The 25,547-nt window shown below is 73.8% G+C and carries 20 protein-coding genes; 12 read left to right on the forward strand and 8 right to left on the reverse strand.

Annotated elements, in window-relative coordinates; translation table 11 throughout:
- Positions 1-425 precede the first annotated feature (425 nt).
- Positions 426-2,555, forward strand: coding sequence for a M3 family metallopeptidase (locus KZ813_RS15305; protein ID WP_219755849.1), 2,130 nt, complete (start codon positions 426-428; stop codon positions 2,553-2,555).
- A 269-nt stretch (positions 2,556-2,824) separates the two neighbouring features.
- Here KZ813_RS15305 and KZ813_RS15310 read toward each other — a convergent pair whose 3' ends face one another.
- Genes KZ813_RS15310 through KZ813_RS15320 form a run of 3 tightly spaced genes read right to left on the reverse strand, consistent with a single transcriptional unit; the run spans position 2,825 to position 6,620 of the window.
- The gene (locus KZ813_RS15310; protein ID WP_219755850.1) at positions 2,825-4,600 is read right to left on the reverse strand and encodes a heparinase II/III family protein; all 1,776 of its coding nucleotides are present in this window, start codon (positions 4,598-4,600) and stop codon (positions 2,825-2,827) included.
- A gap of 4 nt (positions 4,601-4,604) precedes the next feature.
- Positions 4,605-5,267, reverse strand: coding sequence for a ribulose-phosphate 3-epimerase (gene rpe / locus KZ813_RS15315; RefSeq protein ID WP_219755851.1), 663 nt, complete (start codon positions 5,265-5,267; stop codon positions 4,605-4,607).
- Between the two features lie 30 nt (positions 5,268-5,297).
- The gene (locus tag KZ813_RS15320) at positions 5,298-6,620 is read right to left on the reverse strand and encodes an RsmB/NOP family class I SAM-dependent RNA methyltransferase (protein WP_219755954.1); all 1,323 of its coding nucleotides are present in this window, start codon (positions 6,618-6,620) and stop codon (positions 5,298-5,300) included.
- Positions 6,621-6,704: 84 nt separating this feature from the next.
- Between KZ813_RS15320 and KZ813_RS15325 the strand changes: the two genes are divergently transcribed.
- Positions 6,705-6,866 carry a DUF1674 domain-containing protein gene (locus KZ813_RS15325; protein ID WP_219755852.1) on the forward strand — a complete coding sequence of 54 codons (162 nt, stop codon included), beginning with the start codon at positions 6,705-6,707 and terminating at the stop codon, positions 6,864-6,866.
- A 29-nt stretch (positions 6,867-6,895) separates the two neighbouring features.
- On the opposite strand, the gene KZ813_RS15330 is transcribed toward KZ813_RS15325, so the two are convergent.
- On the reverse strand, positions 6,896-8,317 hold the full coding sequence (locus KZ813_RS15330) for an alpha-L-fucosidase (protein WP_219755853.1): 1,422 nt from the start codon (positions 8,315-8,317) through the stop codon (positions 6,896-6,898).
- A gap of 301 nt (positions 8,318-8,618) precedes the next feature.
- On the opposite strand from KZ813_RS15330, the gene KZ813_RS15335 reads away from it, so the two are divergent.
- Entirely contained in the window at positions 8,619-10,742 is a 2,124-nt protein-coding gene (locus tag KZ813_RS15335; protein ID WP_219755854.1) for a TonB-dependent receptor, read from the forward strand.
- Positions 10,742-11,824 carry a PepSY-associated TM helix domain-containing protein gene (locus tag KZ813_RS15340; RefSeq protein ID WP_219755855.1) on the forward strand — a complete coding sequence of 361 codons (1,083 nt, stop codon included), beginning with the start codon at positions 10,742-10,744 and terminating at the stop codon, positions 11,822-11,824. Before KZ813_RS15335 ends, KZ813_RS15340 begins: the two co-directional genes overlap by 1 nt.
- Positions 11,825-12,040: 216 nt before the next feature.
- On the opposite strand, the gene KZ813_RS15345 is transcribed toward KZ813_RS15340, so the two are convergent.
- The 3 genes from KZ813_RS15345 to KZ813_RS15355 all read right to left on the reverse strand — a co-directional run bounded on the left by KZ813_RS15345 (position 12,041) and on the right by KZ813_RS15355 (position 15,734).
- Positions 12,041-13,519 carry a UxaA family hydrolase gene (locus tag KZ813_RS15345; RefSeq protein ID WP_219755856.1) on the reverse strand — a complete coding sequence of 493 codons (1,479 nt, stop codon included), beginning with the start codon at positions 13,517-13,519 and terminating at the stop codon, positions 12,041-12,043.
- 188 nt (positions 13,520-13,707) lie between these two features.
- The gene (locus KZ813_RS15350; protein WP_219755857.1) at positions 13,708-14,739 is read right to left on the reverse strand and encodes a ferritin-like domain-containing protein; all 1,032 of its coding nucleotides are present in this window, start codon (positions 14,737-14,739) and stop codon (positions 13,708-13,710) included.
- An 11-nt stretch (positions 14,740-14,750) separates the two neighbouring features.
- Positions 14,751-15,734 carry a ferritin-like domain-containing protein gene (locus tag KZ813_RS15355; RefSeq protein WP_219755858.1) on the reverse strand — a complete coding sequence of 328 codons (984 nt, stop codon included), beginning with the start codon at positions 15,732-15,734 and terminating at the stop codon, positions 14,751-14,753.
- Positions 15,735-15,985: 251 nt separating this feature from the next.
- On the opposite strand from KZ813_RS15355, the gene KZ813_RS15360 reads away from it, so the two are divergent.
- The 3 genes from KZ813_RS15360 to KZ813_RS15370 all read left to right on the forward strand — a co-directional run bounded on the left by KZ813_RS15360 (position 15,986) and on the right by KZ813_RS15370 (position 20,325).
- Positions 15,986-17,773: an aspartyl protease family protein gene (locus KZ813_RS15360; protein ID WP_219755859.1), complete on the forward strand. Its 1,788-nt coding sequence runs from the start codon at positions 15,986-15,988 to the stop codon at positions 17,771-17,773.
- 117 nt (positions 17,774-17,890) lie between these two features.
- The gene (locus KZ813_RS15365) at positions 17,891-19,624 is read left to right on the forward strand and encodes a GMC family oxidoreductase (RefSeq protein WP_219755860.1); all 1,734 of its coding nucleotides are present in this window, start codon (positions 17,891-17,893) and stop codon (positions 19,622-19,624) included.
- Positions 19,621-20,325: a gluconate 2-dehydrogenase subunit 3 family protein gene (locus tag KZ813_RS15370; protein WP_219755861.1), complete on the forward strand. Its 705-nt coding sequence runs from the start codon at positions 19,621-19,623 to the stop codon at positions 20,323-20,325. The genes KZ813_RS15365 and KZ813_RS15370 overlap by 4 nt, the downstream gene beginning before the upstream one ends.
- Positions 20,326-20,338: 13 nt before the next feature.
- On the opposite strand, the gene KZ813_RS15375 is transcribed toward KZ813_RS15370, so the two are convergent.
- Positions 20,339-21,688: a NupC/NupG family nucleoside CNT transporter gene (locus KZ813_RS15375; RefSeq protein WP_219755862.1), complete on the reverse strand. Its 1,350-nt coding sequence runs from the start codon at positions 21,686-21,688 to the stop codon at positions 20,339-20,341.
- 520 nt (positions 21,689-22,208) lie between these two features.
- Here KZ813_RS15375 and KZ813_RS15380 point away from each other — a divergent pair.
- The 5 genes from KZ813_RS15380 (at position 22,209) to folD (ending at position 25,546) form a co-directional block, all read left to right on the forward strand.
- A complete protein-coding gene (locus tag KZ813_RS15380; RefSeq protein ID WP_219755863.1) occupies positions 22,209-22,880 on the forward strand; it encodes a queuosine precursor transporter in 672 nt (223 codons plus the stop codon).
- A 38-nt stretch (positions 22,881-22,918) separates the two neighbouring features.
- Entirely contained in the window at positions 22,919-23,833 is a 915-nt protein-coding gene (argB, locus tag KZ813_RS15385) for an acetylglutamate kinase (RefSeq protein WP_219755864.1), read from the forward strand.
- A gap of 239 nt (positions 23,834-24,072) precedes the next feature.
- The gene (locus KZ813_RS15390; protein ID WP_219755865.1) at positions 24,073-24,381 is read left to right on the forward strand and encodes a YggT family protein; all 309 of its coding nucleotides are present in this window, start codon (positions 24,073-24,075) and stop codon (positions 24,379-24,381) included.
- Positions 24,382-24,413: 32 nt separating this feature from the next.
- Positions 24,414-24,680, forward strand: coding sequence for a DUF167 domain-containing protein (locus KZ813_RS15395; RefSeq protein WP_258046851.1), 267 nt, complete (start codon positions 24,414-24,416; stop codon positions 24,678-24,680).
- Positions 24,677-25,546, forward strand: coding sequence for a bifunctional methylenetetrahydrofolate dehydrogenase/methenyltetrahydrofolate cyclohydrolase FolD (folD, locus tag KZ813_RS15400; RefSeq protein WP_219755866.1), 870 nt, complete (start codon positions 24,677-24,679; stop codon positions 25,544-25,546). The genes KZ813_RS15395 and folD overlap by 4 nt, the downstream gene beginning before the upstream one ends.
- Position 25,547: the final 1 nt, after the last annotated feature.

The following is a 25,547-nucleotide window of genomic DNA, read 5'->3' on the forward strand; positions in this document are numbered from 1 at the left end:
GCGGGACGCACCGGGCGCGTCTCGCCCCGCCGTCGTCTTACGCTCACGCGGCACCGGCGCCCCGGGCGTGCGCGCCAGCCGTGGCTCCCAGGTCGCGCCCGGAAAGGCGGGATGGGTCCGGCGCGCTACGGGGATGGCTCCGCGCTTCGCGGGGGCGACCGGCCTGGGCGGTATCGATGTTCTGACGATCCTCCCCTGCAAGGGGAGGTGGCGCGCGCAGCGCGTCGGAGGGGTGACGCCGCCGGTGAGGGAGAGCCCGACTCACTCTCCGCGACACTGCTCCGTCAGGCCTGCGGCCTGCCACCTCCCTTTGCAGGGGAGGATCTGAGAACGCCTCGCCAACGGCGATTCACCTAGGGCAGCACCCTTGCCGCTACCCCCGAGGGGGTGCATCAGGCGCGCATCCTCCAGCTCAAGGAGCAACGATGCGTTCCCTCGCCGTCGCCACCGTCGTGGCGCTGATGTCCTCCTCCGCGGTCGCCCAGACGATGAGCCCGACCAACCCCTTCGCCCAGCCCAGCACGCTGCCCTATCAGGCGCCGCCCTTCGACCGGATCAAGGACTCGGACTATCTCCCCGCGCTCGAGGCGGGCATGGCCGAGCAGCGCCGCGAGATCGCCGCGATCGTCAACGTGCGGTCGATGCCGACCTTCGAGAACACGATCGCGGCGCTGGAGAAGTCGGGCCGGCTGCTCGAGCGCGCGGCCCTCGCCTTCTCGGGCGTCAACGGCGCCAACACCGACGACGTGCTGCAGAAGACGCAGGAGGTGCTCGCGCCCAAGTTCGCCGCGCACCAGGACGCGATCAACCTCGATCCGCGCCTCTTCTGGCGCGTCAAGACGTTGTACGACCGGCGCGACACGCTCCAGCTCGACGCCGAGCAGCGCCAGGTGCTGACGCTGACCTATGAGAACATGGTCCACGCCGGCGCGCAGCTGAACGACGCCGACAAGAAGGCGCTGAGCGCGCTCAACGCGCAGCTCTCCACGCTGGAGACCGCGTTCCAGCAGAAGCTGCTCGCCGCGGCGAAGGCGGGCGCGCTGGTGGTCGACGACCGGGCCAAGCTCGCCGGCCTCTCCGACGCCGAGATCGCCGCCGCGGCGGACGCCGCCAAGGACCGCGGCCTCGCCGGCAAATACGTGCTGACGCTGCAGAACACGACGCAGCAGCCGGCGCTCGCCTCGCTCACCGACCGCGCCACGCGCGCGGCGCTGTTCAGCGCGAGCTGGACCCGCGCCACGAAGGGCGACGCCAACGACACGCGCGCGACGATCAGCCAGATCGCGGCGCTGCGCGCGCGGAAGGCGAAGCTGCTCGGCTTCGCGACCTGGGGCGACTACGTCCTCTCGGACCAGATGGCGAAGACGCCCAGGACCGCGCTGGCCTTCATGCGCCAGCTCGGCGCGCCGGTCGCCGCCGAGCAGAAGCGCGAGGCGGGCGAGCTCCAGGCGCAGATCCGGGCCGAGGGCGGCGACTTCGCGCTCAAGCCGTGGGACTGGGACCTCTATTCCGAGAAACTGCGCAAGGCCAGGTACGACCTCAACCAGGACGAGCTGAAGCCCTATTTCGAGATCAACAAGGTGCTGACCGACGGCGTCTTCTACGCCGCGAACCAGCTCTACGGCGTCACCTTCAAGCGCCGCACCGACATCCCCGTCTACCATCCCGACGTGATGGTCTACGAGGTGTTCGAGGGCGACGGCCGCACCATCGGGCTGATGTACTTCGATTACTGGAAGCGCGACAACAAGAACGGCGGCGCGTGGATGTCGAACTTCGTCAACCAGGCGAAGCTGCTCGGCACCAAGCCGGTGATCTACAACGTGGGCAATTTCACCAAGCCCGCGGCGGGCCAGCCCGCGCTGATCACCTTCGACGACGTGACGACGATGTTCCACGAGTTCGGCCACGCGCTGCACGGGCTGTTCGCCAACCAGACGTATCCGTCGGTCTCGGGCACCAACACCGCGCGCGACTTCGTCGAGTTCCCGTCGCAGTTCAACGAGCATTGGGCGCTCGATCCCAAGGTGCTGCCGCATTACGCGGTGAACTATCGCACCGGCGCGGTGATCCCGCCCGAGCTGGTCGGCAAGATCAAGCGCGCCGCGACGTTCAACACCGGCTACTCGTTCGGCGAGGCGCTGGCCGCGGCGGAGATGGACATGAGCTGGCACTCGCTCCCCGCCAGCGCGGGGCCGCAGGACGCCGACGCGTTCGAGGCCAAGGCGCTGGCCGAGACTGGGCTCGACACCGCCGACGTGCCGCCGCGCTATCGCTCGAGCTATTTCCTCCACATCTGGGGCAACGGCTATTCCGCCGGCTATTACGCCTACCAGTGGACCAAGATGCTCGACGCCAACGCCTACGACTGGTTCGAGCGCAACGGCGGGATGACCCGCGCCAACGGCCAGCGCTTCCGCGACATGATCCTGTCGAAGGGGCATACCGAGGATTACGCCCCGATGTTCCGCGCCTTCTACGGCAAGGACCCGGAGGTGGCGCCGCTGCTCCACAACCTGGGGCTCAACGCCGACGGCTCGCGCGTCGCGCCGTGAGGGGGTGAAGGGCGACGCAGTGACGCCGCGGGGCGACCGGCGTGGAGCGGCACTCGCGACCTAGCCCCTCCCCTTCAGGGGAGGGGTCGGGGCGGGGCGCATCCGCGAACGCTGCGCCTGCGGAGAAGCCCCACCCCAGCCCTCCCCTGAAGGGGAGGGAGTCGGTGAGAGCAGCGCTACGTTTCTCCGCGACAGTCTGGCGTGAGAACCGCTTAGCGAAGCTCCGCTCCGATGAACCGCGCGCAACCAACCCGTCGACAGCCACCCGCCTACCGCGCCCGGCGCAGCACCCAGGCGATCGTCGCGCCGCCGGCGGGGGCGAGCGAGTCGATCACGATCTGCCTGGTCGGCACCAGCCGCCCGTGCGGGTCGCTCCACACGCTGTCCTCCACCGTCAGCCGGTCGGCGCGCGCGCGCAGCTGCCAGAAGGCGCCCGACGGCGTGCGCAGCATCGCCGCCTGCGCGTCCGCGGTGGCGACCGCATCGACCCCGGGGCCGAGGTGAAAGCGCAGCGCCAGCGGCGTCATCGCGCCCTCGACTCGGCGGCCCCAGCGCGCCGGCTGCGGCGCGGGCAGCACCGCGTCCTCGCCGCGCAGCTCGCGCCCGTCGGCGGTGAGCAGCAGCGTGCGCTGGTGGACGAAGCCGAAGCGGCGCGCATAGCCGTCGTGGCGCGCCTCGATCCGGCTGCCCGCGTCCGATTCCTGCCGCGCCAGCTCCACCGCGGTGACGCCGCGGCCGAGCGTGCCGTCGGGGTTGAGCGCGGTCGAGTTGGTGTCGGCGATCACCAGCGTCGAGTGCGCCGCGGTGGTGCGCAGCGCCTGCGCCATCGCGTCGCTGCCGCGCGCGCGGGCGTGGCCGGCGCCGCCGCAGCTCACGATCAGCCGCTCGGCGCCGTCGGAGAATTCCAGCGCCAGCGTCGCGGCGCAGCCGCCGTCCGCCACCGTCGCGGCGGGGGGCGGGGCGGCGTCGACCAGCAGCACGGCGCCGCCCGCGCTCAGCCGCTGATAGCCCCAGTCGCGCGACTGGCGCAGCGGCCGCCCGAACGCGCCGCTCGCCTGCAACGCGTCGTTGATCCGGGTGGCGTCGAGCGGCAGCCCGCCCTGCCAGCTCGCCAGGCCGCCGTCGCCCAGCGCGCTGCCGAGCAGCGCGGGCGTGGCGCGCGCCAGCGCCGCCGCGGGCGCCTCGGGCAGCGGCTCGCGACGCGAATCGTAGAGCGCGCGCAGCAGCCCGATCGTCTCCATCACCGCGAGCAGCTGCGCCGGCGAGCGGCTGATCACGCCGCCGTCCTCGGTCAGCGCGCCCGCCAGCGCGCGCGCCAGCCCGTCCTCGCCGACGCTGCGCCGCGTCTCGCCGCCGGGCAGCAGCAGCCCCGCCGCCACCACGCCGCCCCAGGCGAGCACGCGCGCCGCGCCGGGGGGCGCCTTGTCGGCGGTGCGATCCAGGTGACGCGCGCCGCGCGCCATCGCGGTGAGCACGCGCGAGCGCGCCACCAGGTTGCTCGACGAGAGCAGCAGCGGCGCGTGGAACAGCAGCATCAGCAGCCGCCGCGCCGCCACGTCGGGGCGCCACGCCGGCTCGGTCGGCCGCTCGCCGTGCGCCATCAGCCAGCGCTGCGCCAGCGTCTCCGCCACCGCCGCGGCGCGCTCGCGCTCGCCCGTCGCGGCGAGGTCGCGCAGCCAGGCGAAGCCGTGGAGATAGTCGGTGAAGCCGGGCCGCGCCGGGGCGAGCGGGTCGAGCTCGGCGATGGCGCGCTGCTCGCCCGCGGCGAACAGCCAGCCCTCGAGCAGCGCCTCGCCCGCCAGCTCGTCGCCGGGGAAGGGATCGACCGGGGCCGCGAGCAGCTTGGGCGGGTGCTGCCCGTCGAGCCGGCGGTCGTGCAGCGGCGTGCGCCAGGTCAGTCGCTCGAACCAGCGCACCACCTGCTGCGCCAGCGGGGCGCCCGCCGCGGGCGCGGCGCGCACCAGCCGCTTGCCCGGCTCGATCTCGTCGTGGTGCGGCTGTCCCGCGCGCGCCTCGGGGCCGCGGTCGCGTCCGTCCGTGCCCATCGCGTCAGCCGCCCCGCAGCGCGCGGATGTTGGCGGCGTAGCAGTCCGGCCCGCCGCGGAAGGTGGCGGTGCCGGCCACCAGCGCGTCGGCGCCGGCGTCGATCGCCCGGCGCGCGGTGTCCGGGTCGATGCCGCCGTCGACCTCGAGGTCGATCGCGCGGCCGGTCGAGTCGATCATCTTGCGGATCGCGGCGATCTTGCGCAGCTGGCTGTCGATGAAATGCTGGCCGCCGAAGCCGGGGTTGACGCTCATCACCAGCACCAGGTCGACCATGTCGATCAGATAGTCGAGCATCTTGGCCGGGGTGGCGGGGTTGAGCACGACGCCCGCGCGCTTGCCCAGCGACTTGACGTGCTGGATCGTGCGGTGGACGTGCGGCCCCGCCTCGGGATGGACCGTGATCGTGTCCGCGCCCGCCTCGGCGAAGGCGTCGAGATAGGCGTCGACGGGCGAGATCATCAGGTGGACGTCGAACGGCTTGGCGGTGTGCGGGCGCAGCGCCTTCACCACCGCCGGGCCCATCGAGATGTTGGGGACGAAATGGCCGTCCATCACGTCGATGTGGATCCAGTCGGCGCCGGCGGCGTCGATCGCGCGCACCTCCTCGCCCAGCCGCGCGAAGTCGGCGGAGAGGATCGACGGGGCGATGCGCACGGGTCTGGTCATGCGCGCGGGGTAGCGCGATGCGGCGCCGGGTTAAAGCCGCTCGAGCCGCGCGACGAAGAAGCCGTCGCACCCGCCCACCGCCTCGACGGTTCCGGGCAGCGTCCGCACCCAGCCCTCGCGCGTGGGAGCGACCCCCTGCGGCAGCTCGCCCGCGGCCGGCGGGACGAGCGCGAAGTCGGCGCGCGCGGCGAGGAAGCGCGCCAGCTGCGCCTCGCCCTCGGCGGGCTCGAGCGAGCAGGTGGCGTAGACCAGGGTACCGCCCGGCGCGACCCAGTCGGCGGCGCGGTCGAGGAGCCGCGCCTGCAACTCGGCCATCTCGGCGATCGTCGCGTCGCCGGCGCGGTGGAGTACGTCGGGGTGGCGGCGGAAGATGCCGGTGGCGCTGCACGGCGCGTCGACCAGCACCGCGCGCGCGGGCGCGTCGGGGGCCCAGTCGAGCACGTCGGCCAGCGCGATGTCATAGGCGAGCCCGGTGCGCTCGCGATTGTCGCGAAGTCGCGCGGCGCGACTCTCCGACACGTCCACCGCGGTGACGGCATAGCCCGCCGCGGCGAGCTGGAGCGTCTTGCCGCCCGGCGCGGCGCACAGGTCGAGCGCGCGCGCCCCCCGCGCGGCGCCGCGCGCGAGCAGCCGCGCCGGGATCGAGGCGGCGAGGTCCTGCACCCACCAGGCGCCCTCGGCATAGCCGGGCAGCTCGGTCACCGCGCCCGCGTCGGCGGGGAGGCGGACATGGCCGGGCGCGAGGCTGGTGCCACCGAGCCGCTCGGCCCAGTCGGCGGTGACGGCGGGGTCGCGCAGCGTGAGGTCGAGCGGCGGCGGCGCGGCGATCGCGCGCGCCGCGGCGGTGGCCATGTCGTCGCCCCAATGCGCGCGCCAGCGCTCCGCCACCGCGGGGAGCAGGGTCGGCACCGCGGGCAGCGTCGCGCCGCCGCGCATCAGCGTGCCGAAGACACCGTGGACCAGTCGCTTGGGCCCGCCGTCGACCAGCGGCAGCACGGTGGCGATCGCGGCGTGCGGCGGCGTGCCCAGCGCCAGCGCCTGGACGAGCGCGACGCGCAGCACGAAGCGCGCCTTGGCGTCGTCGGGCAGGCGCTGGCGCGTCGCCGAGTCGATCAGCGCGTCGAGGTCGGTCAGGCGGCGCAGCGTCTCGGCGGCGATGGCGTGCGCCAGCCCGCGGTCGGGGCCGCCGGGCAGCGCGCGCGTGGCGAGCGCGAGCGCGGACTCGAGCGGCTCGCCGCGGCGGAGCACCGCGTCGAGCAGGCGCAGCGCGGCGCGGCGCGCGGCGGTGCCGAGCGGGTCGGGGCCGCGGGCGGGGCGGGCGGGCTTGGCGGGCCGGGCGGCGGTGCGCGCCATCAGCGCGGCGCGCGCGGGTTGAAGCGGGTCATGCCCGCGCATATGTCCCTGTCGACGCGAGCGATCAATCGGAAGGACGTCCGCATGGGCCAGCGCCCCGACCACGTGAAGCCGCCGGCGCATCTCAGCCCCAACCCGCCGGTGCCCGCGCCCGAGCCGCTCGACCGGCCCGCGAGGGACCCGCTCGGTCGCGACCCGGTGCGCTACGGCGACTGGGAGCGCGACGGGATCGCCATCGACTTCTGACCCGCGGGTCGCCGCGCCCGCCCTCGCGCTCAGCGCCTGAGCCGAAGCGCCACCACCTGGTCCCAGCGGTCACCCAGCGGCGGCAGGCCGGCGAGCTCGATCGCGCCGCCGCGCGCGGTGACCGTCACCGCGCCGCCGTCGAGCAGCCGCGCCGAGGCCACCCGCGCCGCCAGCGGCAGCCGCACGCGCCCGTCGTGCGCGCGCAGCAGGTGGACGTAGACGGTGTCGCCGCGCCGCGTCGTCACGCCATAGTCGCCGGGAGGCACCGGCCCGCCCCGCGTGCCGTACACGCTCTCGCCGTACCGTTTCATCCACTCGCCGATGGCGTGGAAGGTGGCGAGGTTCTCGGGCTGGATCTCGCCGTTGGGCATCGGCCCGGTGTTGAGCAGGAAATTGGCGTTGCGCCCGGCCGCGCCCACCATCGTGCGCACCAGAGTCTCGGGTGACTTGTACTGGTCGTCGACGAGGTTGAAGCCCCAGCTGCCGTTCATCGTCTCGGCCATCTCGAGCGGCAGCTTGCCGATCGTCGCCGCGTCGCCGTTGAAGCCCATCTTGTTCTCGCCGGGCAGGTCGCGCTCGAAGGTCTGATAGTCCTCGCCCGGGAAAGGCGCGTGGTGATGGTTGTTGACGATCAGCGCGGCGGGCTGGAGCGAGTGGATCAGCGCGTAGGTGCGGTCGAGCCGCCAGCGATCGCGCAGCGGCGTCTTCTCCTGATCCCACCAGCCGTCGAACCAGATGCCGCCGATCGGGCCATATTGGGTGAGCAGCTCGCGCAGCTGCGCGTCCTGATAGCCGAGGTATCGCTCCCAGTCGCCCGACTCGGGCCGCCCGGTGGTGTGGCCGGTGCGACCGCGCGGGAAATAGTCCGGGTTGTGCCAGTCGAGCTGCGAGTAATAGAAGAACAGCTTCACCCCCTGGCGCCGGCACGCCGCGGCGAGCTCGGCGATGGGGTCGCGCTTGAACGGGGTGGCGTCGACGACATTGTAGCGCGACACCTTGCTGCCGAACATCGCGAAGCCGTCGTGGTGCTTGCTGGTGATCACGATGTAGCGCGCGCCGGCGTCCTTGAAGGAGCGCACCCACGCATCGGCGTCGAACTTGGTCGGGTTGAAGAAACGCGCGAGCCGCTCGTATTTGTCGGCCGGGATCTTGTTCTCCTGCATGATCCACTCGGCCAGCCCGGCCGAGCCGCTGCCGCCCAGCTCGCTGTACAGGCCCCAGTGCAGGAAGACGCCGAACTTGGCGTCCTGGAACCAGGTGCGCGCCGCGAGATTGGCGGCCACGGGCGTGTAGGTCGTCGCGGTGGAGGAGGCGGGGGCCGCGTCGGGCGCGGGGGCAGGTGTTGGCGCGGGTGTTGGCGCGGATTGGGCGCTCGTGCCGCTCGGCACCGCGAGCACCGCCATCATCGCCGCCGCCATGGCCGCGCGGCGGCCCCTCTCACCCCATGCCATCTCCGTCTCCCCTCTCCGACGCGTTCGCCTCGGGGCGGAGCGTAGCACAGCGGGGCGCGGGCGCCAGCGATCGCGCGCGGCTCGGGACGGCCGGGCCCTAATGCGATCGACTTGCATTAGCTTGGTCGTCGGGTTATCCCCCCGCGCGGGATCGGCGCCCCGGTCAGCCGTCGTTCGCGCGCCAGCGCGGGAACCCAGCGCCAAGCGGGAGCGACGCCCCGCGGCGCTCGAGGGCTGGGCTCCCGCGTGCGCGGGCGCACGGCGGACGGCGGGGGAGCATGGGGCGGGAAAAGGGGACGAGATGCGGATCACCTGGGGCGTGATGGCGGGGCTGTGCGCCTCGGGGGCGAGCGCGCAGCTGCCGGGCGACGCCGCGGACGCGCCGGCGCCGCGGGACGAGGTCGTCATCACCGCGGCGCGCACCGTGCTGCCCGCCAGCGCGCTGCCGCTGACCGTGGACGTGATCGACCGCGAGACGCTGTCGCGCCAGGTGGCGGTGTCGGGCTCGGTGGTGGACGCGGTGTCGGCGCTGCTCCCCGCTTTCTCGCCGACGCGCGAGAAGATCACCGGCGTCGGCGAGACGCTGCGCGGCCGCTCGCCGCTCTACGCGATCAACGGCATCCCGCAGACCACGCCGATCCGCGACGGCGCGCGCGACGGCTACACGATCGATCCCTTCTTCATCGACCGGGTCGAGGTGATCTACGGCTCCAACGCGCTGCAGGGGATCGGCGCGACCGGCGGCGTGGTCAACCAGGTGACGGTGCGCGCGCCCGAGCGCGACGGCTGGAGCGGGCGCGCGCTGGTGCAGGGCAACGCGGGAGACGATCTCTCGGGCGAGTCGCTCGGGGGCAAGCTCGGCGCGCTGGTCAACTATCGCGCCGGGCGAGTCGACGTGACCGCGGGCGCGGCGTTCGAGCGGCGCGGCGCCTTCCTCGACGGGCGCGGGCGCCGCATCGGCTATGACGGCAACCAGAGCGAGATCCAGGACACCGACACGCTCTCCTTCTTCGCGCGCGCGGGCGTGGCGCTGGGCGGCAGCGCGCGGCTGGAGGTGGTGGCGAGCCGCTTCCACCTCGAGGGCAACGACCATTATGTCCCCGTCGACGGCAGCCGCGCGCTCGGCCTCCCGGCGACGACGCGGCGCGGGTCGACCCCGGGCCAGCCCTCCACCGGCGTGGCGCAGATGGTGTCGGCGTCGCTCACCGACGGCGCGCTCGCGGGCGGCGCCTTCACGCTGCAGGGCTTCTACAACCGCACCAGCGACACGTTCGCGGGCGGCGTGCTGGCGACCTTCCAGGACGCCGCGATCGCGCCGGTCGGCACCCTGTTCGACCAGTCGCGCAACGTCTCGCGCAAGCTCGGCGGCAAGCTGAGCTACGAGCGCGCGGTGCCGGGATGGGAGGCGCTGACGCTCACCGCCGGGCTCGACGCGCTGGTCGACCGCACCGCGCAGACGCTGGTGCAGACCGAGCGCGCGTGGGTGCCGCGCACCGACTTCCGCAGCCTCGCGCCGTTCGCCCAGGGCAATCTGAAGCTGGCCGACGGGCTCGTCCGGCTGGCGGGCGGCGTGCGCTACGAGACTGTCCGGCTCGACGTGCCCGACTACACCACGCTGGCGAGCTCGGGCGCGCGGCGCGTCACCGGCGGCACGCCCGGGTTCGAGCGCGCGCTGTGGAACGGCGGCCTGGTGCTCGAGCCCGCCTCGGGCATCCGCGCCTATGGCAGCTACGCCGAGGGCTATACGATCGCCGACATCGGCCGCGTGCTGCGCGCGGTGAACCAGCCGAACGTGCGGATCGACGACTTCCTCGATCTCACCCCGGTGATCTCGAACAACCGCGAGCTCGGCGTCGAGCTCAGGCGCGGCCCGCTCACCGCGAGCAGCACCTATTACTGGTCGTCGAGCGAGGCGGGGTCGGTGCTGGTCCGCGGCGACGACGGCATCTTCAACGTGGTGCGCCAGCCGATCGATATTCAGGGTCTGGAGATCAACCTCGACACGCTCACCCCGCTGCCCGGACTGACCCTCGCGCTCGGCTACAGCCACGTCACCGGGCGCACCGACGCCGACGGCGACGGGCGGCTCGACGCCGATCTCGACGGGGCCAATATCTCGCCCGATCGGCTCAACCTCAGCGCCGACTATCGCGCTGGCCGGTTCAGCGCGCGGGTGCAGGGGCGCTATTACCTCTCGCGTCGCTTTCGGGGGCAGCCGATCGCCAACGACTTCGCCGGCTATCGCCTGTTCGACGCGTATTTGGCCTATGACGCGCCGGTCGGCCGGCTGATGCTGAGCGTGCAGAACCTCGGCGACACCGACTATGTCACTTACTACAGCGACACGCAGGGGCCGACCGACAACGCGCGCTTCTACACCGGGCGGGGGCGCAACGCGACGCTGAGCTGGCAGGCGAGCTTCTGATGCGCGCGCTGGCGCTGCTGCACCGCTGGGTGGGCGCGATCGTCGGCGCGCTGCTCGCGCTGCTCGGCACCACCGGCGCGCTGCTGGTGTGGCGCGACCCATTGACGCTCGTGCCGCACGCCGGCGACGCGCCGCTGCGTGACCCCGCGACGCTGGCGCGCGTGCTCGACTCGCTCGCCGCGGGCGCGCGGCCGCTCGATCGCGTGACGTTGGCGGGCGAGGGGCTGGGGGTGCACCAGGTCGTGTTCCGCGACGGCGGCGGCGCCTATCTCAGCCAGGGGGGCGAGGTGGTGGCGCGCTGGTCGAGCGCGTGGCAGCGGCCCGAGCTGCTACTGTTCGACCTCCACCATCGCCTGCTGCTCGGCGAGGCGGGCGAGACAGTGATCGGCGTCGCGGCGCTGGTCGGCTTGGTGCTGGTGGTGAGCGGCGCCGTGCTGTGGTGGCGGACTCGCGCGCGCTTCCGCCCGCGGCCGTGGCCGGCGCGGATGACCTCGGGGGCGATCGTCCACCACCACCGCGACCTGGGCGTGCTGACCGCGCCGCTGCTCGCGCTGTCGCTGCTGACCGGCGCGATGATGGCGCTGCCCGCGGTAGAGCGGCTGCTGCTGGCGCCGCTCGGGGCGAGCGACCGGGTCCGGCCGCCGCGGCTGCCGGCGACGCGCCCGTCGGCCGCGCCGGCGCCGCGTCTCGCGCCGCTGCTCGCCGCCGCGGCGCACCGTTTCCCCGGCGCCGAGCTGCGGAGGGTGCAGTGGCCGCGCGGCGCGCGCGCGCCGCTGGCGCTGCGGCTGCGGCAGTCGTTCGAGTGGACGCCGAACGGGCGCACCTTCGTCTACGCCGACCCGGTGACGCTGCGGATCGTCGGGGTCGCCGACCCCGCGGCGGGCGGCGCGCACGAGCGCGCGCGAGAGAAGCTCTACCCGCTCCACGCCGCCAAGGTCGGCGGCCTGGCGTGGAAGCTGGCGATCACCGCCTCGGGGCTGGCGCTGGCGCTGCTCGGCAGCCTGGCGGTCTACGGCTTCTGGGCGACGCGCGCGCGGGTGAGCGCGGCGCGGCGGGGGAGGCGGGCGGCGGCGGCGGGGTGAGATGGCGGGCGCGACCTGCTCATCCTCCCCCTGCGAGGGGAGTGCGCGCTTTGGCTTACCTTCGGCGAGCCGAAGCCGGCACGGGCAGCGGGTGACGCTGACCGAGGGTGTCGCCGCCGGTGAGACCAGGGACGCTCGTTGGCCGCGTCACGCCCCGTCAGGCACCTCCGCTCGCAGGGGAGGATCCCGGGGCATGCGGCACCCGGCGGACGGCCCTCACAGCGTCACGCCGCGCTTCCAGATCGCGATCTCGCGCTCGCCGTTGCGCTCGGCCGCGGTGGCCTCGCCCGAGGCGATCGCGACGATTCGCGCCAGCAGCGCGTCGGCGGTGGCGTCGAAGCCGCGCTCCAGCACCGCGCCCGCGTCGAAGTCGATCCAGCCGGGCTTGCGCGTCGCCAGCCCGCTGTTCGAGGCGATCTTGACCGTCGGCACGGGAAAACCGAGCGGGGTGCCGCGCCCGGTGGTGAACAGGATCACAGTCGCGCCCGCCGCCGCCAGCGCGGTGGACGAGACCGCGTCGTTGCCCGGCGCCTCCAGCAAGGTCAGCCCGCGCGCGCGCGCCGCGGCGCCATAGCCGATCACGTCGCTGATCTGCCCGCGCCCCGCTTTCTGCACCGCGCCGAGCGACTTCTCCTCCAGCGTGGTGATCCCGCCCGCGACGTTGCCGGGCGAGGGGTTCTCGGAGACCGTCTCGCCGTGGTCGAGGAAGTAGCGCTTGAAGCCGTTGACCAGCCCGGCGATCCCGTCGAACACGCGCGCGTCGCTGGCGCGGTCCATCAGCGTCTGCTCGGCGCCGAAGATCTCGGGGATCTCGGTGAACACCACGCTGCCGTCCGCCGCGACGACACGATCGCTGATGCGGCCGACCAGCGGGTTGGCAGTGAGCCCCGACAGGCCGTCCGAGCCGCCGCACTTCACGCCGAGCACCAGCTCGCCGAGCGCGCAGGGCACGCGCGCGGCGCGCGCCGCGGCGGCCAGCTCGGCGACGAGGGCGACGCCTTCCTCCACCTCGTCCGCGCTCGCCTGCGCGGTGAGCGCGCGCACGCGGCCGCGCGCCGCCGGTGGGATCGACTCGATCAGCGCGGCGACCTGGTTCTCCTCGCAGCCGAGCCCGACGATCAGCACGCCCCCCGCGTTGGGATGCGCCGCCAGCGCGGCGAGGATCGCGCGCGTCCCGCCCAGGTCCTGTCCCAGCTGCGAGCAGCCGTGCGGGTGGGTGAAGGCGTGGACGCCGTCGACCGCGTCGCCCACCAGCGCGGCGGCGCGCGTCGCGATCCGCTCGGCGGTGCGCGCGACACAGCCGACCGTCGGCAGCACCCAGATCTCGTTGCGCGTCGCGACGCGACCGTCGGCGCGGCGATAGCCCTGGAAGGTCGTCCCGCTCGCGCGCCCCAGCGCCGCGGGCGGGGCGGGCGCGTAGCGATAGTCGAGCGCGGCGTCGAGCGCGGTGGCGAGATTGTGCGAGTGGACGTGCTCGCCGGGGCGGATCGGCGCGGTGGCGTGGCCGATCGGATAGCCGTATTTCATCACCGCCTCGCCCGGCGCGAGCGCGGCCACCGCCACCTTGTGCCCGCGCGCCACGTCCTGCGCGAGCGTCAGCACCGTGCCGGCGAGCGCGACGGTCTCGCCCGCGCGCGCGTCGTCGAGCAGGGTGGCGACGCTGTCGCCGGGCGCGATCTTGAGGGCGCTGGCCATCTCACCTCCGGGTCGGGACCGATCGCTCATCCCCTACAGCATGCGCCGCCACGTTTGAACCGCCGCCTTCTGGACCGCCCCGCCTGGGCCGCGAGCGCGCTCCTCGCAGGGGCCCAGGGCCAGCGGGATGGCGCTCGCGGCCCTGGGCTCGGGCGTTCGCCGGAGCACGGTGGACGGCCCGCCGCCCGTCAGCCGCCGGCGCCGCTCGTCACGATCGTGCCGTTGAGCCCGGCGGGGAAGAAGCCGCCGCCCGTCACCGCGGCGCCGCTCTGGAAGACGACGTTGAGGACCTGCGCCGCGCTGCGCCCCAGCACCAGCCCGTCGGCGTCGGTGGGGACGAGGTTGGCGGTCGCGGCGGTGCCGATGTCCTGGTCTGTGTCGCCCGCGCCGTCGAGCGAGTCGCGCAGCGCCGAGATCTGGCTCACCCGCGTGTAGACGCTCGGCACGGTCAGGCCGCGGCGCCACAGCTCGGCGCGGATCGTCGCGTCATGGTAGCATTCGGCCGCGAGGATGCCCGCGCTCGCCTCGAGATAGGTCTTGTCGGTGAGCAGCTTCGCCGCGCCGCGATAGGCGCTGACGCCGACGTCGGTGAGCAGGTAGGCGCCGATCAGGAAGCTCTCGTCGTCGGCATAGGGGTCGAAGATGTCGCCCGCGCCGATCACCCCCGCGGCGCGCGCCGCCGCGGTGAAGGCGCCGACCACCTGGGTGCCGCCGACGCTCACGCTCGCGCTGCCCGAGATGTTGATCGCCGGCTGCGCCACGCGCGCGCCGCCCAGCGTCTCGCGCAGGAAGCGGATATGGCCGATCTCGTCGGCGGCGATCTCGCGCGCATATTCGGCGACGACGTCGTCGCCGAAGTCGACCGCGCGCGCCGCGCCCGCGCCGCTGCCGGTCACCACCGCGCCCTGCGTCCCCATGCCGGTGAGCAGCGCGCCGTCCACGCCGCCGCCCGAGACGGCATAGGCGTAATAAGCGCCCTCGAGATATTCGAGCTGGAGCGCGAAGTTGAGCACCGCGACATCGGTGATCGCGCCGCTCGGCGTCGGCGTGGGGGAGGGAGCCGGCGAGGCGTCATTACCGTCGTCGCCGCAGCCCGACAGCAGCGCCAGCCCGCCCGTCGCCGCCGCGGCGCCGCCGCACAGCCGGATGAAGTTCCGGCGCGCTTGGCGCTGCTGCTCGGCGCGCTCCATGAGGTCGAGGAACTCGATCGGATCGTTCATCGCGCCGCTCCTCAGTTCGCGCCGGAGCGACGCAGCGCCGCGTTGGCATTGTTGGTCCCCGCCGGGAAGAAACCGCCCGCGCTGACCTGGTCCTTGGTGAGATAGGCGATGTTGTGGACCTGCTCGACGGTGCGGCCGAACACCAGCCCGCGCCCGTCCGTGGGCACCACGTTGGCGGCGCGGCCGTAGATCGAGGTGACCGGCGAGATGCCCTGGTCGTCGTCGCCCTCGCGGCGCGGCGGGCCGTCCGATTGGTCGTCGCCGTCGAGATCGTCGCGCGCGTCGGAGATCTTGTCGGCCTTCTCGCGCAGGTCGTCGACGTCGACGCCGCGGCGGTAGAGCGCGCTGCGGATCAGCCCGGCGTGGAACGCCTCGGCGGCGAGCAGCCCGGCCGCGGCGTCGACGATGGCATTGTCGCTCAGCAGCGGCGCCGCGCCCTTGTAGGCGGTGACGCCGACGTCCTCGAACAGATAGGCGGCGAGCAGGAAATTGTCGTCGCTGGCATAAGGGTCGAAGACGCCGCCGCTCGCGTCCAGGTCGATGTCGGCGGCCTCGGCGACGGCGGTGAAGACGCTGGTCGACAGGTCGATCGCGGGCTGCGCCACCGCGGCGCTCCCCAGCGCGCGGCGCAGCAGCGCGACGTGCGCGACCTCGTCGGCGGCGATCTCGCGCGCATATTGGATCACCGCGGGATCGCTCAGCGCGGCGCGGCGCGCGCCGGTGACGGACCCTTGCGTCTGCGTGCCGGTGAGCTGGTCCGCCGCCAGGCCGGTGCCGGTGACCGCGTAGCTGTAGAATTGCGCCTCGAGATATTCGAGGTTGAGCGCGAAGTTGAGGATGTCGGCGTCGCTCGGCGCGGTCTGCGCGCTGGCCTCGCGCGCGAGCACCAGCCCGCCCGCGCCCAGCACCACCGCGGTGGCGGCGCCGCGGAAGAAGGCGCGGCGCCCGGCGCGGCGGCGCGCGTGCGCCTCGATCAGTCTCTCGCCCGCGGCCATCCGACGCTCTCCCTCTGCGACATGAACCGACGTCGCGCGAAGGGGATACGAGGGGGCGGCGAAAAGGATGCGTCAGGGCCGGAACGATCGTGTCGCGACCCGCCGCGGCGAACGTGCCGACTGTCTCGCCGGGCCGTCGACTAAGGGGAATGAGGTCCGGGTCGGATCGGAGCGGGAAGCGCCGCCGCGGTCGTCACTGGGCGCTTGCCTCGCGACGGGCGCCACGCGACGATCCGTGGCGGAGGTGGGTGATGCGGGGCAGACGGGTGCGACAGGGGCGGGCCGCGGCGCTGGCCGCGGCGGCGCTGGCGGGCGGGGCGGCGATGGCGCCGGCCGCGGCGCACGCCGACTGCCAGGTCAGCAAGATGCTGGAGCTGCCCGTGACGATGGCGGGGCGACGCCCCATCGTGCAGGGGCGGATCGGCGCGCGCGAGGTCTCGTTCATCCTCGACAGCGGCGCCTTCTACAGCACGTTGTCGCGCGCCAGCGCGGCCGAGCTCGGCCTCAAGGTCGAGCCGCTGCCGCCGTCGTTCAAGGTCAAGGGGGTCGGTGGGCTCGCCAGCGCGGCCGTGGCGGTGGCGCGCGACTTCTCGCTGGGCGGCGTGACGCTGCCGCGGGTCGAGTTCGTCGTCGCCGGCAGCGACACCGGCGCGACCGGGCTGCTCGGGCAGAACATCCTCGGCCTGGCCGACGTGGAATATGACCTGCCGCACGGCATGGTGCGGCTGATGCGGTCGACCGGCTGCGGCAAGGTGAACCTGGCCTATTGGTCGGGCGACAAGCCGGTCACGACACTCAGGCTGGAGCGGCCCGACGGCGGCGGCCCGTTCAAGCCGCACACGATCGCGCGCGTGACGATCGACGGCAAGCCGGTGCGCGCGGTGTTCGACTCGGGCGCGGAGCAGTCGATGCTGACGCTCGCGGCGGCGCGGCGGATCGGTGTCACGCCCGAGACGCCCGGAGTGGTGGCGATCGGGCAGGGCATCGGCGTGGGGCGACGCGGCGTGGCCGCGTGGCGCGCGCCGCTCGGCAAGATCGAGATCGGCGGCGAGGCGATCAACCGCCCGCAGATCGTCATCGCCGACGTCGAGCTGGGCGACACCGACATGCTGATCGGCGCCGATTTCTTCCTGACGCACCGCCTGTTCGTCAGCAACGCGGCGCGGACGATGTACGTCACCTACGAGGGCGGCCCGATGTTCGGCCTCACCCCGCGCGGCGCGCGGACCGCCGCCGGCGAGGCGATCGACCTCACCGACCGCGCCGGCGCGCCGACCGACGCCGAGGGGTTCAGCCGGCGCGGCGCGGTGCTCGCCTCCAACCACAAGCTGGCCGAGGCGCTGGCCGACTTCGACCGCGCCGTGGCGCTCGCGCCCAAGGAGGCGCGCTACTATCGCCAGCGCGCCATGGCGCGGCTCGCCGAGCGGCAGCCGCTGCCCGCGCTCGCCGACCTGGACCGCGCGGTCGAGCTCGCGCCGCAGGACGCCGACGCGCGGCTCCAGCGCGCGATGCTGCGGCTGAACGGCGGCGACCGCCCCGGCGCCACCGCCGACCTTGAGGCGGCCGACGCGGCGCTGGCGCCCTCCAGCGCGATGCGGCTGACGCTGGCCGGGCTGTGGGACCAGGTCGACCGCCCCGGCGCGGCGCTCACCAGCTACGACGCGTGGCTGCGCGCGCATCCCGAGGACGCGCGCCGCGCCAACGCGCTCAACGGCCGCTGCTGGGCGCGCGCGCAGCTCAACCGCGATCTCGACGGCGCGCTGGCGGACTGCGACGCCGCGCTGAAGCTCGCGCCCGGGCGCCCCGCCTATCTCGACAGCCGCGCGCTGGTGCGGCTGCGGCGCGGCGAGGTGGACGCCGCGCTGGCCGACTATGACGCGGCGCTACGGCTGGCGCCGCGCATGGCCTGGTCGCTCTACGCGCGCGGCCTCGCCGCCGCGAGGGCGGGGCGCGCCGCGCAGGCCGCGCGCGACCGCGCCGCCGCGCTGGCGATCGAGCCGCGCGTCGGCGAGCGCGCCGCGCGCCTCGGGCTGGAGTGAGGGCCTATCCCGCTGACATCGCTCGTCTCCCGTGCCGGCGCCGCGGCACTCAGGGGATTGCGCTGCCTGCCCCGACCATTAGGTAGGGCGACGAGCGTGGGTGGAGTGGGAGAGAGCATGTCGACACAGGCCCGAGCAGCGGGCGCCGCACCGGCGCGCGCGGGTGCCGCCGACGCGCCCGCGGACGTGATCATCGTCGGGTCGGGCGCGGCCGGCGCGATGGCCGCGCACAGCCTCACCAAGGCGGGGCTGCGCTGCCTGATGCTGGAGGCGGGGCGCGACTATGACCCCAAGGCCGAGGTCAACATGTTCGCGCCCGAGAGCGACGCGCCGCTGCGCGGTGCCTCGACGCCGGACAAGCCCTTCGGCTATTTCGACGCCACCGTGGGCGGCGGCTGGGAGGTCGAGGGCGAGCCGTATACGTCGCGACCGGGCAGCGACTTCCGCTGGTATCGCCCGCGCATGCTGGGCGGGCGCACCAACCATTGGGGGCGCCACTCGCCGCGCTGGGGCCCGTACGACTTCAAGCCTTACTCGCGCGACAAGCTCGGCGTCGACTGGCCGATCGGCTACGACGACGTCGCGCCTTATTACGACCGCGTCGAGCGGATGATCGGGGTCAACGGGGGCAAGCTCGGGCTGGAGAACCACCCCGACTCGCCCGACGGCTGCCTGCTGCCGCCGCCCAAGCCGCGCGTCACCGAGATGATGATCAAGGCCGCGGCGGAGAGCATCGGGATCCCGGTGCGCGCCGCGCACACCGCGGTGCTGACGCGCGACATGCCCGACGACGTCGCGCCGCGCAGCGCCTGTTTCAACGCCACGCCGTGCACGCGCGGTTGCACCATCGGCGCGATGTTCCAGACGACCACGTCGCTGCTGCCGCAGGCGAGCGCGACCGGGCGGCTGCGCGTGATCACCGACGCGATGGTGGCGCGCGTGCTGACGGGCGCGAACGGCCGCGCCACGGGGGTCGAATATGTCGACCGCAGGACCGGGCAGCGCCACCAGGTGAGCGCGCGCGCGGTGGTGCTGGCGGCCGGCACCGGCGAGACCGCGCGGCTGCTGCTCAACTCGGGCCGGGACCGGCGCGGGCTGGCGAACGGCTCGGGCGAGCTGGGGCGCAACCTCACCGATTCCACCGGCGCCTCGTTCAGCGCGTACATTCCCAAGCTCGCCGGCCGGCCGCGCTACAACGAGGACGGGATCGGCGGGCAGCACATCTATATTCCCTTCTGGCAGTACCAGGAGCAGGCGCGCGGCGAGCTCGACTTCGCGCGCGGCTATCATTTCGAGATCGGCGGCCGCTTCGACATCCCGCCGCCCGCGACGCTGCCGCGCGCCTATGGCAGCGCGCTCAAGCAGGCGGTGCGCCAGTCCTCGGGCGCGACGCTGCGGCTCACGCTGCGCGGCGAGATGATCCCCAACAAGGACACGTTCTGCGAGATCGATCCCGGGGTGAAGGACAAGTTCGGCATCCCGGTGCTGCGCTTCGCGTTCAGATGGTCGCAGAACGAGGTCAACCAGGTGGCGCACGGCCGCCGCTCCGCGCACGCGGTGTTCGAGCGGCTCGGCGGGACGATCCTCAGCCCCGACCTGCCGGTCGAGCAGATCATGACCGCGGGCGGCGAGATCATCCACGAGCTGGGCACCGCGCGCATGGGCGCCAGCCCGCGCGACTCGGTGGTGAACAGCTACGGCGAGGCCTGGGAGGTGCCCAACCTCGTGCTGATGGACGGCGCGGTGTTCGCCTCGGGCGCGCACAAGAACCCGACGCTGACGATCCTCGCGCTCGCGCTGCGCAACTCGGAGCGGCTGGCGCAACGCATCAAGACGGGAGCCCTCGCGTGACCCTATCGCGCCGTACCACGCTGCAGTGGCTCGCCGCCGCGGCCGCGCTGCCGCTGTTCGAGCCGCCCGCGCTGGCGCAAGGCGCCGCCGCCGCGGTCGCGCCGCCCTTCGCGGTGGTCGACTGGCCGGCGGTGCTGCCCGCCCCGCCCGCGCCCGGCTACGGCCGCGACCCCAAGCTGATGGAGCCGAGCGTGCCGTGGCCGCTGACGCTCGACCGCGCCCAGCGCGCCACGCTCGACCTGCTCGGCGACCTCATCCTGCCGGGCGAGGGCGATACGCCGGGCGCGGGCAAGCTGGGCGTCGGCGCCTTCGTCGACGAGTGGATCAGCGCGCCGTACCCGGTGCAGCGCGCCGACCGCGAGCGGGTGCTGCCCGGGCTCCTGTGGCTCGACGCGCAGAGCCGCGCGCTCGGCGGCCGCTCGTTCGTCGCGCTCGCGCCGGCGCAGCGCACCGCGCTGATGGACGCGCTGATGGTGGCGACGCCGGCGCCGCGGATGGTCGCGCCGGTCGCCTTCATGGACAAGCTGCGCTACCTCTTCGTCGCGGGCTATTACAGCCTGCCCGAGGGCAAGGCCGACATGGGCTATATCGGCGACCAGCCGACCGAGGGCCCCTATCCGGGCCCCACGCCCGAGGCGCTGGCGCATCTCGACCGCGTGCTCGGCGAGCTGAAGCTGTCGCCGGCGGTGGCACGCGCCTGAGCGCGCGCGCCGCTCAGCCGATCAGCAGCCCCGCCAGCGCCGCGCTCATCAGGTTGGCGAGGCTGCCCGCCGCCAGCGCGCGCAGCCCGAGCCGCGCGATCGTCGGCCGCTGGTTGGGCGCGAGGCTGCCGGTCACCGCCATCTGGATCGCGATCGAGGAGAAATTGGCGAAGCCGCACAGCGCGAAGGTGACGATCGCGATGGTGCGTGGGCTGAGCTGCGCGGCCTGCTTGCCGAGATCGATATAGGCGACGAACTCGTTGAGCACGATCTTCTCGCCGAACAGACCGCCGGCGATCCCGGCCTCGCGCCACGGCACGTTGAGCAGGAACATCACCGGCTGGAAGACGTAGCCGAGCAACCCCTGGAAGCTCAGCTCGGGGTGGCCGAACCAGCCGCCGACGCCGCCGAGCAGCCCGTTGGCGAGCGCCACCAGCGCGACGAAGGCCAGCACCATCGCGCCCACCGCCACTGCCAGCCTCACCCCGGTCTGCGCGCCCTGCGCCGCCGCCATGATGAGGTTGGCGGGCTTCTCCTCGTCGTGGGTCGCGTCGGGGAGCGGCTCGCCCGCGACCGGGTGCGCCGCCTCGCTCGGCAGCGCCGCCGGCCCGATCCCCGCGGCGGTGCGGCGATGGTCCGCCAGCGCGACGTCGCGCGGCGCGCCCGGCACGTCGCCCAGCGCGAGCTCGCCCTCGGGCGTGGCACGCCGGTCGGGCATGATGATCTTGGCCATCAGGATCCCGCCCGGCGCCGCCATGAAGCTGGCGGCGAGCAGATAGTCGATGCTGATCCCCATCGAGGCATAGGCCGCCAGGATCGTCCCCGCCACGCCCGCCATGCCGCTGGTCATCACGGTGAAGACCTGCGGCGGGGTCAGCCCGGCGAGATAGGGGCGGATCACCAGCGGCGACTCGCTCTGGCCCACGAAGATGTTGGCGGCGGCGCACAGGCTCTCCACCTTGCTGGTGCCGATCAGCCGCTCGATCGCGCCGCCCAGCCAGCGCACCACCAGCTGCATCACGCCGAGATAATAGAGGATCGACACCAGGCTGGCGAAGAAGATGATCACCGGCAGCGCGGCGATGGCGAAGCTCTGCCCGCCCACCGCGGGGCTGGCGAGGTTGCCGAACAGGAACTCGGTGCCGCGCTGCGAGTAGCCGAGCAGCGCCGCCACCCCCGCGGAGGCGCCCGCGAGCGCGGCGCGACCGGGCGTCCAGTAGAGCACGATCACCGCGATCAGCGCCTGGAGCGCGAAGGCGCTGCCGACGACGCGCGGGCGGATCGCGCGGCGGTCGGCGGAGAGCAGCACCGCGAGCAGCAGGATCACCGCGATGCCCGCGAGACCGATCAGGATTCTCTGCATTCTTCTTCTTTGATGTGAGCCGCGTGGAGGGCGCGCGGCGAGGGCGCGCACGCGGGGCCGGATCATACAGCGGTGGCCGCGCGCCGCCAGCCATGTTCGCGCGAGCCGGGGAAGGGTGTGCCGGATCCGCGACGGGTCGGGGAGAGGCTGGGATCCTCCCCGCTTGGCCGGGGGCTCGCGCGGAGCGCGGTGGACGAGGGGCTCTCCTCGCGGTGCCGGGATCCTCCCCGCTTGGCGGGGAGGGGATAGCAGCGCTGGGATCCTCCCCGCTCGCGGGGAGGGGGACCGCGCCCGCAGGGCGTGGTGGAGGGGGCTGTCCGCGGACGCCGCCCTCGGAGACGAGGCGAGCACGATCGGGGCCGCCCACCCCTGCCACGAGGCGCCGCGCCCGCGGAGCCCCTCCTCCACCACCCGGCTGCGCCGGGCGGTCCCCCTCCCCGTGCCGGGGAGGATCTCCGGCGCATGGCTCGCCGCGCGCGACACCTTCCCCGCACCCCCCGCGCCCGCTACGACGCCGACGATGCCCTCTTCGCCCCACGCCCCGATCCCGCGCTCGCTGTTCGCCCTGTCGATCTTCTACGGCGGGATGGTCTGCATCGCGGGGGTGCTCGGCAACAAGCAGGTGTCGCTCGGGCCGATCTCGGCGCTGGGGCCGCTGGTGGGGCTGCCGCCGCTCGCGGTGGAGGCGGGGATCTTCGCCTTCCTGCTGCTGGTCGTCACCTCCAGCGCGGTGGCCGAGCTGCACGGGCAGAAGGTCGCCGGGCGGCTGGTGCTGATGGGCTTCGTGCCGCTGCTCGTCTCGATGGCGCTCACCCTGGTGGTGCTCGAGCTTCCCGCCGCGCCCGAGATGGACCGCGCGCATCTCGCCGCGTTCGAGCAGATGATGGGCGCGACGCCGTGGATCTGGGCGGGCGGGATCGTCGCCTACGGCGTGTCGCAGACGCTCAACGTCACGATCTTCTCCTGGCTCAAGGGGCGCGAGGGCGGGCGGCTGCTGTGGTTCCGCGCCGCCACCGCCAGCGCGCTCAGCCAGATCGTCGACTCGGTGCTGTTCATCTCCATCGCCTTCGGCCTCTCGGCGGTGGGCTGGCTGATGGCGGGGCAGATGCTGGCCAAGGTGGTGCTGTCGATCGTGCTGGTGCCGCCGCTGATCTACCTGATGGTCGCGCTGGGCCGCCGGCTCGACGGCTGACCTTTCGCCCCCGCGCCCGCGCCGCTATGGCGCCGCGGATGACCGATCCGACCCCCGCCGCCCCGATCGCTGCCGTGCCCCCGTCGCTCAAGGCCGAGACGCTGGTCGAGGCGCTGCCCTATCTCCAGCGCTACGCCGGCAAGACCTTCGTGGTGAAATACGGCGGGCACGCGATGGGCGAGCCCGAGGCGCAGGCCGATTTCGCCGAGGACGTGGTGCTGCTCAAGGCGGTCGGCATCAACCCGGTGGTGGTGCACGGCGGCGGCCCGCAGATCGGCAGCATGCTCAAGCGCCTGGGCGTCGAGTCGCGCTTCGTCGACGGGCTGCGCGTGACCGACGCCGAGACCGCGCAGATCGCCGAGATGGTCCTGGCGGGCTCGATCAACAAGGAGATCGTCGGCTGGATCGGCCGCGCCGGCGGGCGCGCGGTGGGTATCTCGGGCAAGGACGCCGGCCTGGTCCAGGCCGAGAAGGTCGGCGGGCGCGAGGCGGACCCGCTGCAGGGGATCGAGCGCAAGGTCGACCTCGGCTTCGTCGGCGAGCCGGTCGCGGTCGATCGCCGCATCATCGACTCGCTCAGCGGCGACGGCATCATCCCGGTGATCGCGCCGATCGGCATCGGCGCCGACGGCCACACCTACAACATCAACGCCGACACGATGGCGGGCGCGATCGCCGCGGCGCTGGGCGCGGCGCGCTTCTTCCTGCTGACCGACGTGGCGGGCGTGCTCGACCGCGACGGCGCGCTGCTCACCGACCTGGACCCGGCCGCGATCAAGCGGCTGCGCGAGGAGGGCACGATCAAGGGCGGGATGATCCCCAAGCTGGAGACCTGCGTCGCCGCGGTCGAGGCCGGGGTCGACGCCGCGGTGGTGCTCGACGGGCGCGTGCCGCACGCGATGCTGCTCGAGATCTTCACGCGGCGCGGCGCGGGCACGCTGATCCGGCGGTGAGGGGATAGATCCTCCCCGGCACGGGGAGGGGGACCGCTCGCGAAGCGAGTGGTGGAGGGGGCTCGCCGCGAACGCGCCGGCTCGTATGCGGGAGCCCCCCTCCACCACCGGCCTGCGGCCGGCGGTCCCCCTCCCCGCGGGCGGGGAGGATCTGAGCTTCGAAAGCCACCCCACGCCCCGCTGGCACAGGCCCCGCCAGTGCCCTATATGACCGACACACCATCACGGAGACGCCGCGCGTGCTGACGCTCACCATCATCCAGATCCTGCAGGTGCTGATCTCGTTCGTGCGCTGGATCATCATCATCCAGTTCATCCTGTCGCTGCTGATCGTGTTCAACATCATCAACACCTCGAGCCCGTTCATCCGCGGGCTGCACGACGGTCTCGACCGGCTGACCGAGCCGCTCTACCGCCCGATCCGCCGCATGCTGCCCGCCACCGGCGGGATCGACTTCGCGCCGATGGTGGTGCTGCTCGGGCTGGTGATCCTCAACATCATCCTCAACAACATCGCCGCGAGCGTGCTGGTGGGCGGCACCGTCTGAGCGCCTGGCGCGCGACCGCGGACGGGATCGCGCTGACGCTGCGCGTGACCCCGCGCGCCGGGCGCGACTCGCTCGCCGCGGGGACGGACGAGCACCTCGCCGCGCGGCTCGCCGCCGCCCCGGTCGACGGCGCCGCCAACGACGCGCTGGTGGCGCTGGTGGCGCGCCACTTCGGCGTGGCGCGGCGCGACGTGGCGCTGGTCGCGGGCCAGACCGCGCGGCTGAAGAGGCTGACGGTCAGGGGCGATCCCGCGGCGCTGGCACAGCGCGCCGCTTCGCTCTATGCGCCTCCCTCATGACCGCCCGCCTCATCGACGGAAAAGCCTTCGCCGCCGCGCTGCGCGACCGTGTCGCCACCGCCGCCGCCGCCTTCACGCAGGCCGCCGGGCGCCGGCCGGGCCTCGCGGTGGTGCTGGTCGGCGAGGATCCGGCCTCCTCGGTCTACGTCCGCTCCAAGGGCAAGGCGACGCTGGCCGCGGGCATGGCGAGCTTCGAGCATCGCCTGCCCGCCGACACCGCGCAGGACGCGCTGGTCGACCTCGTCGACCGGCTCAACGCGGACCCGGCGGTCGACGGCATCCTCGTCCAGCTGCCGCTGCCGCGCCACATCGACGAGCGCTCGGTGATCGCGCGGGTCGACCCCGACAAGGACGTCGACGGCTTCCACCCGCTCAACGCCGGGCGGCTCGCCACCGGGCTCGACGCGCTGGTGCCGTGCACCCCGCTCGGCTGCCTGATGCTGCTGCGCGACGTCCACCCGCATCTGGCCGGGCTGGAGGCGGTGGTGATCGGGCGCTCGAACATCGTCGGCAAGCCGATGGCGGCGCTGCTGCTGCAGGAGAGCTGCACGGTGACGACGGTGCACAGCCGCACCCGCGACGTGATGGCGCACGTGCGCATGGCCGACATCGTCGTCGCCGCGGTGGGCATCCCCGGCTTCGTCCAGCCCGAGTGGGTCAAGCCCGGCGCGACCGTGATCGACGTCGGCATCAACCGCACCGAGGCGGGGCTGGTCGGCGACGTCGACCCGCGCGTCGCGGCGGTGGCGGGGGCGATCACCCCGGTGCCGGGCGGGGTCGGGCCGATGACGATCGCGGTGCTGCTGCGCAACACCGTCGTGGCGGCGTCGCGGCGCGCGGGGCTGGCGGCGGACGCGTCGCTCTGAG

It is taken from the genome of Sphingomonas folli, from assembly GCF_019429525.1.
Lineage (GTDB): Bacteria > Pseudomonadota > Alphaproteobacteria > Sphingomonadales > Sphingomonadaceae > Sphingomonas > Sphingomonas folii.

What these genes read in the sequence shown, in the direction of transcription:
- KZ813_RS15320 (WP_219755954.1), bottom strand. Translation starts at nt 6,620, where the DNA reads ATGGCGCGCACCGCCGCCCGGCCCGCCAAGCCCGCCCGCCCCGCCCGC.
- KZ813_RS15340 (WP_219755855.1), top strand. Translation starts at nt 10,742, where the DNA reads ATGCGCGCGCTGGCGCTGCTGCACCGCTGGGTGGGCGCGATCGTCGGC.
- KZ813_RS15360 (WP_219755859.1), top strand. Translation starts at nt 15,986, where the DNA reads ATGCGGGGCAGACGGGTGCGACAGGGGCGGGCCGCGGCGCTGGCCGCG.
- KZ813_RS15310 (WP_219755850.1), bottom strand. Translation starts at nt 4,600, where the DNA reads ATGGGCACGGACGGACGCGACCGCGGCCCCGAGGCGCGCGCGGGACAG.
- KZ813_RS15380 (WP_219755863.1), top strand. Translation starts at nt 22,209, where the DNA reads ATGCCCTCTTCGCCCCACGCCCCGATCCCGCGCTCGCTGTTCGCCCTG.
- KZ813_RS15330 (WP_219755853.1), bottom strand. Translation starts at nt 8,317, where the DNA reads ATGGCATGGGGTGAGAGGGGCCGCCGCGCGGCCATGGCGGCGGCGATG.
- KZ813_RS15305 (WP_219755849.1), top strand. Translation starts at nt 426, where the DNA reads ATGCGTTCCCTCGCCGTCGCCACCGTCGTGGCGCTGATGTCCTCCTCC.
- KZ813_RS15325 (WP_219755852.1), top strand. Translation starts at nt 6,705, where the DNA reads ATGGGCCAGCGCCCCGACCACGTGAAGCCGCCGGCGCATCTCAGCCCC.
- rpe (WP_219755851.1), bottom strand. Translation starts at nt 5,267, where the DNA reads ATGACCAGACCCGTGCGCATCGCCCCGTCGATCCTCTCCGCCGACTTC.
- KZ813_RS15355 (WP_219755858.1), bottom strand. Translation starts at nt 15,734, where the DNA reads ATGGCCGCGGGCGAGAGACTGATCGAGGCGCACGCGCGCCGCCGCGCC.
- folD (WP_219755866.1), top strand. Translation starts at nt 24,677, where the DNA reads ATGACCGCCCGCCTCATCGACGGAAAAGCCTTCGCCGCCGCGCTGCGC.
- KZ813_RS15365 (WP_219755860.1), top strand. Translation starts at nt 17,891, where the DNA reads ATGTCGACACAGGCCCGAGCAGCGGGCGCCGCACCGGCGCGCGCGGGT.
- KZ813_RS15350 (WP_219755857.1), bottom strand. Translation starts at nt 14,739, where the DNA reads ATGAACGATCCGATCGAGTTCCTCGACCTCATGGAGCGCGCCGAGCAG.
- KZ813_RS15335 (WP_219755854.1), top strand. Translation starts at nt 8,619, where the DNA reads ATGCGGATCACCTGGGGCGTGATGGCGGGGCTGTGCGCCTCGGGGGCG.
- KZ813_RS15375 (WP_219755862.1), bottom strand. Translation starts at nt 21,688, where the DNA reads ATGCAGAGAATCCTGATCGGTCTCGCGGGCATCGCGGTGATCCTGCTG.
- KZ813_RS15345 (WP_219755856.1), bottom strand. Translation starts at nt 13,519, where the DNA reads ATGGCCAGCGCCCTCAAGATCGCGCCCGGCGACAGCGTCGCCACCCTG.
- argB (WP_219755864.1), top strand. Translation starts at nt 22,919, where the DNA reads ATGACCGATCCGACCCCCGCCGCCCCGATCGCTGCCGTGCCCCCGTCG.